This window comes from Klebsiella sp. HN106 (assembly GCF_051209435.1).
GTDB classification, from domain to species: Bacteria; Pseudomonadota; Gammaproteobacteria; order Enterobacterales; family Enterobacteriaceae; genus Klebsiella; species Klebsiella oxytoca.
The window spans coordinates 151,793-166,237 of sequence record NZ_JBLURD010000013.1; the positions used below are offsets into that span (position 1 = coordinate 151,793).

General features: G+C 44.8%; 16 protein-coding genes. 14 read left to right on the forward strand and 2 right to left on the reverse strand.

The features are described from left to right. Positions 1 to 84: 84 nt before the first annotated feature. Both ACSIPU_RS24105 and ACSIPU_RS24110 read right to left on the reverse strand, forming a co-directional pair. Positions 85 to 393 (reverse strand): hypothetical protein, encoded by a 309-nt coding sequence (locus ACSIPU_RS24105; protein WP_348851385.1) that lies wholly within the window; start codon positions 391 to 393, stop codon positions 85 to 87. A 39-nt stretch (positions 394 to 432) separates the two neighbouring features. Further along, positions 433 to 885, reverse strand: coding sequence for a DUF1496 domain-containing protein (locus tag ACSIPU_RS24110; protein WP_348851384.1), 453 nt, complete (start codon positions 883 to 885; stop codon positions 433 to 435). A gap of 270 nt (positions 886 to 1,155) precedes the next feature. Here ACSIPU_RS24110 and ACSIPU_RS24115 point away from each other — a divergent pair, with 270 nt between their 5' ends. From ACSIPU_RS24115 to ACSIPU_RS24180, 14 genes are all read left to right on the forward strand, one after another. After that, on the forward strand, positions 1,156 to 2,433 hold the full coding sequence (locus tag ACSIPU_RS24115) for a DNA polymerase III subunit beta (protein ID WP_348851383.1): 1,278 nt from the start codon (positions 1,156 to 1,158) through the stop codon (positions 2,431 to 2,433). Between the two features lie 139 nt (positions 2,434 to 2,572). After that, positions 2,573 to 4,639, forward strand: a complete 2,067-nt coding sequence (gene dinG, locus ACSIPU_RS24120; RefSeq protein ID WP_435322418.1) for an ATP-dependent DNA helicase DinG — start codon at positions 2,573 to 2,575, stop codon at positions 4,637 to 4,639. Between the two features lie 703 nt (positions 4,640 to 5,342). Further along, positions 5,343 to 5,981, forward strand: coding sequence for a hypothetical protein (locus ACSIPU_RS24125; RefSeq protein WP_435322419.1), 639 nt, complete (start codon positions 5,343 to 5,345; stop codon positions 5,979 to 5,981). Between the two features lie 62 nt (positions 5,982 to 6,043). After that, on the forward strand, positions 6,044 to 6,841 hold the full coding sequence (locus ACSIPU_RS24130) for a DNA adenine methylase (protein WP_435322420.1): 798 nt from the start codon (positions 6,044 to 6,046) through the stop codon (positions 6,839 to 6,841). A 520-nt stretch (positions 6,842 to 7,361) separates the two neighbouring features. Beyond that, the gene (locus ACSIPU_RS24135) at positions 7,362 to 7,772 is read left to right on the forward strand and encodes a hypothetical protein (protein WP_435322421.1); all 411 of its coding nucleotides are present in this window, start codon (positions 7,362 to 7,364) and stop codon (positions 7,770 to 7,772) included. Between the two features lie 15 nt (positions 7,773 to 7,787). After that, positions 7,788 to 8,750, forward strand: a complete 963-nt coding sequence (gene rdgC / locus ACSIPU_RS24140; RefSeq protein ID WP_348851377.1) for a recombination-associated protein RdgC — start codon at positions 7,788 to 7,790, stop codon at positions 8,748 to 8,750. A 466-nt stretch (positions 8,751 to 9,216) separates the two neighbouring features. Beyond that, entirely contained in the window at positions 9,217 to 9,549 is a 333-nt protein-coding gene (locus ACSIPU_RS24145) for a DUF1064 domain-containing protein (protein WP_348851519.1), read from the forward strand. A gap of 23 nt (positions 9,550 to 9,572) precedes the next feature. Then, positions 9,573 to 9,929 (forward strand): hypothetical protein, encoded by a 357-nt coding sequence (locus tag ACSIPU_RS24150; RefSeq protein WP_348851376.1) that lies wholly within the window; start codon positions 9,573 to 9,575, stop codon positions 9,927 to 9,929. Positions 9,930 to 10,066: 137 nt separating this feature from the next. After that, entirely contained in the window at positions 10,067 to 10,735 is a 669-nt protein-coding gene (locus tag ACSIPU_RS24155; RefSeq protein ID WP_435322422.1) for a DUF2726 domain-containing protein, read from the forward strand. Then, on the forward strand, positions 10,728 to 11,198 hold the full coding sequence (locus tag ACSIPU_RS24160; RefSeq protein WP_348851374.1) for a PH domain-containing protein: 471 nt from the start codon (positions 10,728 to 10,730) through the stop codon (positions 11,196 to 11,198). The genes ACSIPU_RS24155 and ACSIPU_RS24160 overlap by 8 nt, the downstream gene beginning before the upstream one ends. A gap of 103 nt (positions 11,199 to 11,301) precedes the next feature. Continuing rightward, positions 11,302 to 11,793, forward strand: coding sequence for a hypothetical protein (locus ACSIPU_RS24165; protein WP_435322423.1), 492 nt, complete (start codon positions 11,302 to 11,304; stop codon positions 11,791 to 11,793). Next, positions 11,759 to 12,193: a hypothetical protein gene (locus ACSIPU_RS24170; RefSeq protein ID WP_435322424.1), complete on the forward strand. Its 435-nt coding sequence runs from the start codon at positions 11,759 to 11,761 to the stop codon at positions 12,191 to 12,193. Before ACSIPU_RS24165 ends, ACSIPU_RS24170 begins: the two co-directional genes overlap by 35 nt. A 108-nt stretch (positions 12,194 to 12,301) precedes the next feature. After that, entirely contained in the window at positions 12,302 to 12,889 is a 588-nt protein-coding gene (locus tag ACSIPU_RS24175) for a hypothetical protein (protein WP_435322425.1), read from the forward strand. A gap of 33 nt (positions 12,890 to 12,922) precedes the next feature. Then, positions 12,923 to 14,445, forward strand: a 1,523-nt coding sequence (locus tag ACSIPU_RS24180; protein ID WP_435322426.1) for a DUF4942 domain-containing protein, incomplete at its 3' end; no start/stop codon positions are given.

Genomic DNA, 14,445 nt, shown 5'->3' on the forward strand with positions numbered 1-14,445 from the left:
ATGACTCTTGAAAGAAAACCCAAATATTCATGTATGCAGTTTCGTCAAAGGTAAATAGATACTGTTTTACACTCGGAAAGGTTATTATTTTTCTGAGCGTGATGGATCAGGCGGAAGATAACAGTTTTCCGCTTTAAATATTGAAATACCTGAAATCTCTGGTTTTTGGTGCTTGCTCAGGCAATCAATATATTTTGAATAATCGCCAGCCCTCTGACGAACTTCCGCATCGGGGCTATCTAACATAATGGCTAAGTACCCTTGAGCGATAGATATCGCAATTGCATAGCGAAATTCCTTATCACTCAAACCCTTATCAGTAGAAATTGATGCATGTGATAATCCACATACGATTAAAAGTGCTACACCTGCAATACAGTATTTTATGTTCATTTCAATATCCTCGTAGGAAACATCCCTGTCTCATCTTTTCTATTTAATTAGTTTCCAGATCGCAACAGCACGGCCTTGGCTGTCTTTTTTATTGTCGCACTGGATGGCACGCGATTTATCAACCGGCACAACTGCTCCTTCACTAAAACGAGAATTGTCGTACAGGCAGGTCGGCGACTCTGTTGTATCCGGGCGCGGAGGGATAGGATAAAAATTTTGTGGGCGTGCATTTTGGTTCATTTGTTTTTTTTGCGCTGCGCTGACTTGCGAACTATGGTTAGATGAAGAATCAATGCTATCCCCACCAACCATTTTATTAAGTTTATCAGTAGTGGATTCCTCATTTACGGCAGGATCAGCAGACACATTTTGTTTGTTCACCGAGGAGGTGAGTGATTGTTGTGCCGAGTCAGTATTGCTTTTTTGTTCTGCTGAAAAAGCAAAAGCAGGAATCGCACATATCACCAGCAAACCTATAAGCGCTTTTTTCATTTAACACCTTCCATTGATTGATCGTAAAGAGCACCTGTCGTGGCCGCTCATCTTCATAGCAATCTCAGTATAACGACTTAGAGTTTGACCCGAAGCCATTCGGTAAAGAAATCCCAAAACAGATTGCCTGCGGCCAACCCCTCACGCGTCACAAAACAAGTTTGTGACACCTTCACGGTTATCTAAAAACATACTGTCCGTTTACTCTTCGACCCCCTATCTCCGAATGATATTATCACATTGTGGTTAATTTAATTACATGGGGGCTACATGACTACTGTTACCGAAGATAAAGAAACGGTTTCTCCAGCGAAAAAGAAGAAACTGACCATCAAAGATATGCCAGGCTTTGATATCTCCAGTGCCGATATGTCTGCAATCATCGACCCGGCTTGCATGATAGTTAAGAAGGGGGGGAACATCTTTCAGGCTCTTGAGATGATTACCCTTACATTATTAGGTGATGAGTTATCCGTACTGGCCGTTGATATCGATACGGCTCAGGTTCTTTCTCGTGGAAAGGTAGTTCTCGCCTGTGGCGATATGAAAGCCTCCATACCTGCATTACAGCTATCTAATCTGATGCGCAGCATGAAAAGTGTCGATAACATCCGTTTCCGCTATGACAGCGAAGAAAGCAAACTGATCGTCAAAGCCAGTAAAAGCACCTACAAGCTACCTGTCTTCGTCGGGGATATCCCCGTGATTGAAGAGGAGCTGTTAAAGCCTGAGTTCAACATGTCATTCCCGCAGGAAATGCTGTATCAAAATGTACAGCGCATTCTTCACTGTGCGGCACGTAACGACGTTCGTTATTACATGAACGGGATTTACCTCAACATCCTTGATAACTCGCTCTTCATGGTAGCTACAGACGGTCATCGCATGGCGACCACGAAGAACGCTATTCTCATAAAGGACAAGCCGGAAGAAGGGCTGAATGCTCCAGTTTCATCGGTAGATATGAAAGGGCAAGATGTTGGCGTTATTCTCCCTATTGGGATTTGCCCTATTATGCAGAAGATACTGAAAGGGCAAAAAGGCGATGTCAGAATGGAATTCTGTAGCCACAACGTGATTTTTCATTTCGATACAATCCGAATGGTTTGCAATCTTGTTCAGGGCAAGTACCCTCGCTGGGCGCAGATTACCAGAGGTGTTAAGCAAGTCAGTAAAACTTTTACCGCGAACTTACTTGAACTTCGTGAGTCCATGTCTCGCGCCGTAAACCTGCTCACGTCAGGTTCTGTATCCAGAGAGTCACCGGGGAAATGTAATTTATCTTTCCGCTCTAATGAAATTGTTATCTCATCTCCAGAAAATAACTCAGTTGATTGTGAGGAAATTGTTTCTGCTACTCTCGTAGATGGTGATCAGGAAGAGTGTCTGATAGGGATCAATGGTCACTACTTACTCGATGCTATTAACGGGATGCTCACCTACGATGCCGAAAATGCCGAGGTGGAAATAAAAATTAAAGACTCGACGTCGGGTATTTATTTCAAATACGGTGACACCCTTGATGTGATCATGCCACTTCGTTTGTAATGCCGTAACCCGGCCCTCGAATTAAGGCATTCCATGTCCTGTTTCGAAAAAATACATTCTTTCCAACTGGGTCGATTACTTCGGCCCTTATGCCAACAGTGATAAAATTAAAACATATCAACTTACTGAGCGATGAGAAATGAGCAAGCCAAATCCGACCACCAGCGACATCATCGCGCAAGCCTATCAGTCCTTTCTCGATAAGAAGGGCGTAACCGCCCGTGCAGGCCAGAAACGCATGATGAATCTCTGCTATGGGCTTGTGAATGGCATTCAGGTAGACAGTAATGGGGAGCGAACTGACGCCCCTGCTGTTTGCGTGATAGAGGCTGGCACCGGCACGGGTAAAACGTTGGGTTATTCAATCCCGCTGATCCCGCTAGCTAAAGCTAAAGGCAAAACGCTAATTCTCTCAACTGCTACCGTCGCGTTACAGGAACAGGTTGTTTATAAAGACCTGCCCGATATTCGTGCCAGCGCGGGATTAGACTTTACGTTCTCTATGGCTAAAGGACGAGGCCGTTATTTCTGCAAACTCCGCGCTAACCGTGAGTCAGACAAAGAAATGAATCTGTTCGGTCAAGAAAACGAGAGTATCAAAACACTGAGAGACGAATTTGATAACGACCTTTGGAATGGGGATCGTGACACTTATCCGGTAGAAGTCCGCGATGATGTTTGGCACAAGGTAAACGCCGTAGGCGGGCAGTGTGCATCTCATCGTTGCCCTTACTACAAATCCTGCCCGTTCTTCATAGCTCGCAAAGAATTAGAGGATGTCGATGTTGTTATCGCTAATCACGATATCGTTTTATCTGACCTTTCTCTGGGAGGGGGAGTTGTTCTCCCAGAGCCGAAACAGAGCATTTATGTTTTTGATGAAGGTCACCACCTGACAAGCAAGGCTATCAGTCACTTTTCATCGACCTGCTCAATCGACGCTACGCAGAAGTGGGTTGATGAGATTTTCGATATGGTCATCCCTCTTGTGGACAACTATGACGAAGAAATGGAGCGTCTCGCGACAAGCCTTCATTCGCAGTCTGGCAAGCTGAAAAAAGAACTGGTGGAAACAAAAGACTTTTTGCTGCGAACGCTGCCTTTCAAGGCCGAATACGACAACCGCGAAACCTGCATTTTCCCATTTGGTGAAACGCCAAAGGAAGTTATTAACTATGCCAAGAGCGTAGGTAAGATCCTCAACGATATGAAAAGCACTAATAGCAAGATGACAAAAATCATTGATGATCAGTCTAAAAGTGCGCCAGAGATGGGTGAACATAAAATGATAGTGGGCGAGTTAGAGAATCGACTGGATAGCCTTGTTACTGCATGGAGCGACTTTGTGAACGTGAACCATCGGGATAAAAACGGCATTCCATTTGCCCGCTGGGTTGATGTTAATCGTGACAAGAAAAACGAAATTATTATCAACAGCAGTCCAGTACACGCGGGCGATATGCTGATGAAAGATGTCTGGAAGGTTGTGCATTCTGCGATTATTACCTCTGCAACAATTCGAACGCTGGGTAAGTTTGATGCGTATCTCGATCAGGCTGGCCTTCCTCCTGAAACACCAACGCTGCTGGCACAATCACCGTTTAACTATGAAGAGAATGGTGTGTTGTTCATTCCTAAAATGCGGTTTTCACCGAAGGATGTTGACGGCCACACTCACGAGGTCAGTGCAATGCTGCCAAAGCTGGTGGGACGTCTGAAAGGTTGTCTTGTACTGTTTGCCTCTAAACGTCAGATGACAGATGTGTTTGCGATGATGCCTGATGAAATAAAAGACCTCATCCTGATGCAGACGACACTACCTAAAAGTGAAATTGTGGCTCGCCATAAACTGCGAATTGATCGGGGGGAACCGAGCGTGATCTTTGGAATGGCAAGTTTCTCAGAAGGGGTAGACTTGCCGGGGGACTACTGCGACAACGTAATTATAACTAAGCTGCCATTCATGGTTCCTACCGACCCGGTTAGCCTGACTCTTGCTGAGTGGATGGATTCTGTAGGCCGCAACACGTTTGAGGAAATCTCTGTGCCGGATGCCTGCATTAAACTGATTCAGTCTGTAGGCCGTCTGATCCGCACAGAAAGCGATACTGGCGCGGTAACAATACTCGACAACCGGCTTGTGACTAAACGGTATGGAAAGGGAATTCTCGATTCCCTGCCCCCTTTCCGCCGCGTCATCCGATAACACGAGCGGTTCAACGGAAGGGTTACGCTATAAGCTGGGGGAAAATTGAAAGTGACAAACTTTATATGGATTATTTCGTAATAAAATCTTCATAAGGAATATGTTATTCATGACGAAAAAAATCTGTTTTTCTATTCGACCATGAGATGGATGATGGTAGATTATAATTGATAATAAACCTTTTACATATCTGCATGTTTTCTATTTAAAGTAACAGAGAAAGAACATGAAAAAAGATTCGAAAGTAATGAATTTTTTTGATGTAAGCAATTAGTAGCCCCAGCGTAAAAAGTGATTTAGCTAGATTAGAGTTAATTAATTAAGGCGCTATTGATGGCGAGCGTAAATTGATAACGGTGAAAAGCTAAAATGCAAAAGATACCCAATGTAAGAAAAGCGCGCGATGCAATTAGAAAGGTCGGTCAGATATCAACACCTGCGACTAGTAGTATTGCAGCCGAAGCGTTTATTGAATTGGTGAGAACGGTGAATTACTTGCCCTAACTGACTTTGTTGATGCAGTTTTAAACCGCAAACCTGATGCTTACGTTGAACGTACCTGTTTACTCAGGACAAGGGCAGAGCATGATGTACATATTGATTTCCCAGAGGATGGTGAGACCTTCCCCTTTGGGGATTATCTCCCGGTGTTTGTCGGTTCAATGGTGGATCATGAATAACATTTTTACTCAGAGGTATTACTGTGGAACTAAATGAATATGCAAAAGAAGCACTACGTACTGAGTCTGTTGTAGAATCCGTTAAAGGAGTCAGTGCGCCAGCCTTGTACTCAGCGATGAAGGTTATGATCGCTGTTGGTGAAGTTTTGGACAAGATGAAGAAGCGAATTTTCTACGGAAAGGATATCGATCTCAATGCGCTTAAAGATGATATCGAAAGTGCTCTTGATAGCCTGCACGATCTACGTACAGATGCAGAGAATGGTAATTTAACCAATATTGAACAGCTTGAAATGTTTCAAGATCGCAAGGGCTATTTCACTGATGTCGGCCCTCAGCAACTGGCTGCGGTTGACCCACGTATTTTACATGTAGTGCTCGGTATCGCTACCGAAGGTTCCGAAATTGTCGAAGCCATAACTAACCAGATTGAGGGAAATCCTCTTGATATGGTTAATCTATCCGAAGAAATTGGTGATCTGAATTGGTATGCAAATGGAATTTTCCCGGACGCATCCGGCGTGCCGCACAGTAAGTATTTAAGCACGAACATTGTTAAATTGGCTATCCGTTACCCGGATAAGTTTTCTTCGTGGCTGGCGCTGGATAAAAACCGCAATCTGGTTGAAGAACGTAAAGTGCTTGAGGCTGGCACAAAGTAGTCAATAACCAATTATAACAGGGGAGACGCGCCAGCATCCCCTAGAATTATCCGGGGGGATAAATGAGCACGGTTTTAAAATGGATTGGTGGAAAGAGCACGCTGATGGTCGAAATAGGCAAAGTGATGCCAGAAGGTAAGCGCCTGATTGAGCCATTCGCAGGCTCATGCGCTGTGACATTGGACACGTCATATGACAGTTATGTAGTCGCTGATATTAATCAGGATTTGATAGACCTTTACAGGATGGTACGTGAGCAGCCTGATCGCCTTATTGCACTGAGTCGGGATTTATTCTCCTGTTGCAACTCTCACGATGAATATTACCGCCTACGCGACGTGTTCAACCAACGCACCAGCGATCATCCCACTCAGGCCGCACTGTTCCTCTTCCTTAACCGACACGGCTATCGGGGATTGTGCCGCTATAACAAAGGGAAGGGTGAGTTCAACGTGCCCTATGGACATTATAAAAAGCCTTTTTTCCCAGAGAAAGAGATCCACCGTTTAAGCGAGAAGTTGCAAAAAGCAACTTTGCTTTGCGCGAGTTTTCAGGAAACACTCGCACTGGCCGAACCGGGTGATGTGGTGTACTGCGATCCGCCCTATATTAAGAAAAGCCGGTTCACGCAGTACCATAGTAGCGGCTTTGATATGGCGCATCAGCGTGTGCTGGTGGCCCGGCTTGAGGAACTGTACGAGAAAGGGGTCAGCGTCGTGGCCTCGTCTCATGACGAGCCTTGTATGCGTGATATGTATTCTGCTTTTCAGCAAAAAACATTGATTGCTTTTCGTAGCGTAGGTGTCGCCGCAGGTGATGAGAAGAAAGCAAAAGAGTTACTGATCCATCGCCCGGCGTAAAGCACTCTATTGCAGGCGACCGGGTAGTGAAATCGACAAGCGAGGATATCGCCATCCTTATCTCTGCCATTAACTCTCTGATAGTGAGTCACAGCAATGTCACGCATAATCTCAGTATACGGAAGGAATCGCTGGAGAGCGCACTGCATTCCTTCAATCAACTCAGTTTATTTACACGCTTTCGTTATCGTAAATATCTTTCTCAACGTATAGACGAAATAAAAAAAGAGTTGGAATGTATCAAAATTGATAAAACCTGCAATGAACAGTCATTAAGAACCAATTTACGTATTCTAATTCGAAAATTACTTTTGGCATATAGCAACGAGAAATATGCCATCACCAAAAAACAAAGAAATGCAGCGTGGGAGAATCTGTCTGAGTGGTTAGCAATGGAGCATGAAAATTTCATCAGATACACGAATCAGTGTGGGTGTGTCGTGTAACTTCGGCTTCCTTGCCGGGTACGGTAAAATGATCCCAATTTATAAAATACGGTACAGCGACAGGAATAATGCCGATGGTATTCGACAGTAACGACTTTGCAACTATGTCTTTTGTCATGTGGCGTATAGATGCCCGGTATAGCGAGAATAGCCCTATTGTTTTGTCTGAGCTGGAAGTTTCGGTATTGGTGAAAAATACATTGGTAAGACGCTTGAAGGCAAGGGGCTATCAAATTACCGTTGAAGAACTTACCCGAGGGGATGCTATGAATAAAACACTTTTTCCTGTTCCTCCCTTAAAAAATGAAGAAACAGAAGAGTTCTGCCAGCAGGTCGCTTCGGAATACTTAGTCAGAAAAGATACCGCAATGAAAATGTACGCGGATTATTGCAATGAGAAAAATTTACCTTACTGGGCCACAATAGCGATAAAGGAACGTATTTCGTACCTCGTTCGCGAACAAAGCGCAGTAACTCAACCGTAACCATAGGGATTCATTATGCAAACACCTTTTTCCGTTAAAAACCTGATCGTCTTTCGTATGTCTCGGGATATAGATTTCTCCAAACTGGAAGAGCAAGCGGCGCATTTTAAATTTACGCCCTGTGGCTCGCAGGATATGGCAAAAAGCGGCTGGATCTCCCCTATGGGTGATGAGTTCGAAAGCCTTACCCATCAGACGTCCGGCATTATTCTGCTTTGCGTTAAAAGCGAAAAGAAAAATATCCCTTCATCACTCATTAAAGAAAAGCTGGATGAGAAAGTAACAAAACTGGAAACAGAGCAGAAACGTAAACTCAAGCGTACAGAAGTGGCGTCTTTGAAAGACGAAATCCTTCAAACCCTGCTGCCGGTCACCCTGCCTAAAACTACGCGAACCTTTATCTGGGCCGATACACAAGCTGGGCTAATTATCGTTGATGCGGCCAGCGCTCGCCGTGCCGAAGACGTTACTGCGCTGCTGCGTAAAACCATTGGATCTTTGCCACTTGTGCCGTTGACGATGGAAAAGCCTATTGAGCTGACGGTGACAGAGTGGGTGCGTTCCGGGAACCTTCCTGCCGGGTTGACGTTAGGTACTGACGCCACTCTGAAAGCAATTCTCGAAGACGGCGGTACGGTAACAGCCCGTAATCAGGATCTGATTTGTGATGAGATCGCAAACCATATCGAAGCCGGTAAGGTTGTCGTGAAGGTTGCTCTGGACTGGCAGGAGCGTATCAGCTTTGTGCTCAAAGATGACTTCACCATTGGCCGAGTCCGCTTTTCTGAAACACTGAAAGAGCAGAATGACGATATCGATCGTGAAGATTTTGCTCAACGATTCGATGCTGATTTCGTGCTTTATACCGGCGAACTGATGTCGGTGATCAACACCCTGATTACAGGTCTCGGCGGTGAAGCTGAGCGGAAAGTCGATGACGCAGAAAGCAATGGAGAAGAGCGGGGCGTTACGGGGTAATTTGCCTATTTCGATGCGAAAGAGCCGGGGGCAAAGCCGTACCCTTTTAATACAGGCGGCATCTGAACTGATGTCATTTCACCGATGCCGCACAGGGCAAGAATAAAATTAAAACCTTTATTCTGCCTGTTCTGTTTTTTCAGATTATCGGGATGCCCGAACTCCCTATGTCCGGGACACGGTGGGCGACCGCCACCCGAAGGTTGCTTTTGGAATCTTAACCATATGCCATATGATTAAGTGTGTGGCGATGTTATTGGTGGGGGCCACTTTGATGCTTAGATGGACACCAGAAGAAGCTGAGGAATATGCAAAGCGAACCGGTATAAACGTGCCGGGCAATGGTGCTGCTGGTAAGAACGTCACTCCCACGACCAAGCCGGAACAAAAAGCATTTTCTCAACCTGAACTGCCAGATGTTCAGCAAGATCTGACGCCAAAGCAGCGCACTCAGGGACTGGGGCGCATGAAAGACGGCGAAATGAACAAGACTGAATCGCGTTATGCTGAACATCTTGAATTACGAAAACACGCCGGGGAAGTTCTCTGGTACAAGTTTGAAGGAGTTAAGCTTCGATTAGCGGATAAAACATTCTACACAGCAGATTTTGTAGTGATGCTCGCGGGTGGACAATTAGAAATGCATGAAGTTAAGGGGTACTGGGAAGAGGATGCCCGAATAAAAACTAAAACAGCCGCGTCAATGTACCCTTTCAGGTTTCTCGGTGTTAAAGCCGGTAAAGAAAAAAATGGCCCAGACTGGGAGTATGAGGACTTCTCCCCGTGGTACTCAAAATGAATTTTATGAAAAAAAGGTGGCACATGCTTGATGCTGTAATTAACTCATTTTTCCTGAAATGGTTTAACTCACAAGAAAAGAAAATGTCGGGTAATGCTGACTGGACTCCACCAGAAGAGGGTGATCCGGGTTATGAAGCTTATGAGCTGAGAAAACAAGGTGCATGGGCTGGATGGGTAGCTCGGGGAGATTACCCGCTTATGACTAAAAAGGCTATTTCGTTACCGGAAGAAATGTATATTTTTCTGGCAAAGGTTCGTGAAGCACGCCAAAGCGAAATTGATAACACTCGGCTACCAGCTATTCAACGAGATCTTACGGTAAATGCAGTGCGTTGTCTGGGGGACTACCTGATACGGCACGATATTGCCGGGCAGTAATGAGATTTGTACATTAAGGGGTTGTGTCTCGGGGCACAGCTTAGTGATACCGGGAAGACAGGTTGTTCGACGTGTTCCCTGTCTTTCTGGCTAAATAAGCATTATGAACAATTCACAGCAATACCAATGGGGTAGGTATGTCATTAAAACTCATAGCATTCAGCATTTTAGTGATCGGGGTGATTCTACTGTCGGCTTTCTTTGTTTATGAGGGTAAAAAACGAGAAAAGGAGAAAGCTATCGGTATCTCCGGTGCAGCGCAAGCCAGTCCGGGCAAAACGAACAAGCTGCCAGCCCCTCCAACGAAAATAGGTTCTGTTCATGACCTTTTCAGCGAAGATGAAGAGGAGGCTGGAGATACCTCAACCGTAGAGCCGACATCTAATCCTTATGATGGGTATGTGGCTGACAAATTCCTGATTAACCATAAGCAGAATGCGATTTACGAACGGCTTGAACACCTTCTGTCAGGCGACTTCCGTATCTCACCAAAAATCCGCATTACAGACATCATCCGGCCAAAAAAAAGTATTATCGAAGCAGAGCCAGAGCGGGCGAAAGTTCTGAACGGTAATTTTAAAAATGCACGTTTTGATTTCGTCGTTACTGATCTGGATACCGGTGCAATTCGCGGTGTCGTTATGGCAGAAAACACCTTGAATGCACTCTCTTCTGGGCCATTCATAGCTGAACTGCTGAATAAAATGAACATCCCATTGTTCCGATACACAGAGACCAGCGACATCAGTGATGATGAACTATCAAACCTTCTGTATGAAAAATTTGAAGAGGCCCGAAATGACTGAGCAAACTATTGCCGTGATCCGACCTTCGCAGGTTCTAAACTTGCCTCATTACTTAATCTGGATGGTCATTGGTCTTCTTCTGTTCGTCACAAATGACAGCATGTATGGGATTCCGTTTTACCTCGGGCCGGTTGTTATTATTATCTGGCGTTATCTGGTTGTTCACTGCATTCGCTATGAGATCACTACTGAGCGCATTCGTTTTTACCGGGGCGTGCTCAACCGGAAAATGGATGAGACAGAGCTTTACCGCGTCCGAGACTACAGTATTCGTCGCCCGTTTTATCTACTGATCTTCCGTCTGGCAATCCTTCACGTTGACACTCAGGACGTTCGTCAGCGCACGATTAACATGGTGGGTATCCGCAATGCAGAGAATGTTCTGTCTGCACTACGCAAGCAGGTAGAAGCCAGTCGCGCCCGGAAAGGTGTGCGTGACATTGATATTGGCTCGTTGCAGTAAGAGGGCGCTTTCACTGAATCACTTTTTGAGTGAGAATGCTTTGGCCGCGTAAAACCGGTGGTAAAGTGAACAGAATGAGTAACTCACTTTTTCCGGGGGGGAAATGTCAGAGCTTAAATACTGGACAGGAAATTTAGTGACCGGAGACGATGTTTTCTATGTTCGTGATGATGGGGTTCTTTCCCAAGCCATCGTGACCGGCGTAACTGACACGACGTTTTTTATTTCAGGCACTGATACTCCATTTGATAAATTAACAGCCCGCAACTCAGAAGGGCTAAGTGCGTTACCGTATGACGCAGAGCATCGCGACACTTACTTTTGCCAGCATCAAAGAACGAGGCTTGCAGCAATGAATATTGATGCATTATCTGATAAGCAGGTATCCCATATGCTCGGAGGGCTGAATGTGGCTGGTGGTGCTCATGCTCAGCTTGGCCTGAAACATATGCACCGGGAGAGGCTGAAAGCGATAGATGTACAAGCGTTAACAGACACTGAAGTTGCCTACATGCTTGCCGGTTTAAAACTGGCTGAGAAATCAGAGCGAGTAAATCAAAATGAAAATCACCACACGATATGTGACGCCAGATAAACCCACTCAGGCTGGAAAAGCAAAGTATAATAAAACGGCATCTGCACCACGGAAGCCGCTTAAATATTTCCGCCCGATAGACTTCGTTTATGCGACGTTTTTCTTCGGTTTCATTTTGCTCTGCACACTACGGTTCGACAACAAACAGAACGAAGCGGAAATAAGCCAGTCTCTCGGTGTGGTTCTGTCAGTGACGGAGTATGATCGTGCTTTAGGATTGATGTCTATAACAACGGATAACAATCAATTCATTACCAGCCGGAAAGCCGGTTTGATGAAAGGGGATGCCGTAATGCTGCAAAAACTCTTTTCTGGAAAATACCAGCTTTGTGTTGTTGGGAAAGATAATTGCGTTGAAATCAAAAAAAATTTGGCTTTAGCTATTCGGCCCTCTGCCTGACCAGTTTAAGATCATCTTTCAAATCATATCGGCTTCATTTCTGAGAGGGGGGGAACCCCTCTTGTTTTTGGTCGGATGATACACTCAGTGTAATTGAAGGATGTTCCAATGACCGTATCAATAGCTTCGGTTTTAACCGTTCAAAAGAAAGAACTCGACGAACGTGCCATCATTCAAAGAATTGAAGATGAGTGTCTATCGTCCGGCTTCGATGTCACAACCGTTCGCATTATGGTTGATTTCATTGACCATATGCTGGAACAGTATTCAGAAAAACTAGCTGTACCTCCGGGTGAAATCATTCAGGCGCTGGAATCTATCAGATCCTATAGTGCACCAAATTTCTATCAGGAAGCGAACCTGCCTGATTTGTACGGTGTGACAATTTATGAAACACTCGCGGACTTTCGCAATGCCATCCCGTCAAATAAATTTCGTTGTCCTTCCTGTGGAGGGGTCAGTAACTCGCCTTATGACTGTGATTCAATAAAAGCCACCAAAGAACACCCTGACGGAGTTATCTGCGGCTGGAAATCATACGGATTGTTCAGGACTATCAATAAAGGCGCTCGCATTCTGATCCTGTCTGAATTCCTCACTAAACCTGTCGTGCATGAGATTTTCATGCCACTGGATATAGAAGAAAGTGAGAAAAGAAAAAGAGATGAAGAAGAAGCCGAAAATGAATATCTATAACACAGTAGCCTATTAATATTTCCGGGGTAAATAATGTCCGAACTTATGTTAATCGACGATTACAAAACTGATTGCGAAACATATGCAGGCTTTGGCTGTATTAATGATGTTAGGAAACTCGTTGAAGAACGTTCCATATTAAAAAAACAAATCGTTGAACTTCACAGCAAAGTCATGGGGAATCGCTACGGTGATGCTTTCGCTTACTTTGTTAATGCTGCCGGGCAAAATAGCCTGCATGAGACGCTACGCATTGAACGTTTCTTTGAGTTAGAACGTGCAATATGTGCTCTCGATCAGGATTTTTGGAATCGCTTCATTGACGTTATAAACGTCAAAAATTTTATGCCTGCCGCAAAACGTGAGCAATGGTTTGATGGCCTCGATAGATGGCGGAAGGCTGATCGCTTTTCCTTACAGAATGTCAGGCCACTTCCATTTGAATTGGAAACTGTATTGATAACCGCTAAATCGCTCTCTCATGAACGAAAAGATTTTTTCAGTGAAATGGTCGATGGAGTTTTTAAAAAACTGTCACCTATGCATTTTACGAATAAATCTGAAGGGTTTTCTATGCGGATGATCGTAGCTAACGTTATGCCTTCAATTGACCGGCACTATGACAATCAAGAGTATATTAACGATCTGCGTAAAGTTATTGGACTGATGTTTAACCGTGAAGGGGCAGAGTCCGTCTCAAGTCATAATCTCTTTGACGACCTACAAAAATATTACGGCGAGTGGGTTTCAATAGACGGTGATAGCATTTCTCTCAAACCACATAAAAACGGCACTGTTCACGTTCAGATCAGTCAGGATATCGCGGATGCACTTAATGTCGTTCTCGCATATAGATATCCGAATATCATTCCATTTAAAAAGAAACGGGGTGAAAAACGCCGAGTTAATAACTTTATTACCGAGAAGCAATACTCACTTTATTCAGACATCCTACCGTTCGTTGTGAGTAACTATTTTGGTGAGCTGGCGCGGTCAAACTCACGTAAGCCGGTTGTGACAATCGACGGTCAGGATCGCTTTGAATATTTTTTGCCCGGTAGCTACCTCCATTCAGCCGCAACTAACGACACCGTAGAAAAAGTTTTTCTGATGATCGGTGGCCGTAAAGATGAAGAGCGAAAGAATTGTTATCGCTTTGATTTTAACCCTGAGCCAGTATTCGAATATCTCTTTATTAATGGCACCTTACCCGATCAGGACTCTCACCAGTTTTATCCGACAAAAGGTGATGTACGCCAGCGTGCGGTAGACCTTGCCGAAGTACGTGAAAGTCATTCCGTGCTTGAACCAAATGCGGGATTCGGTGATTTTCTCGCGACATTGTCCGGCAAACATGACGTGACGGCCATAGAGATACATCCGGTGGCCGCAGCCACGCTCCGGGCTAAAGGTTACAACACCATTCAGGGAGATTTTCTTGGCGTTAAACCAACAGATATAGGGCTATTTGACCGCGTTCTCATGAATCCACCTTATTCCGAAGGGCGCTGGTCACATCACTTGCTTCATGCTTTGAGTTTCATTAAACCGGGCGG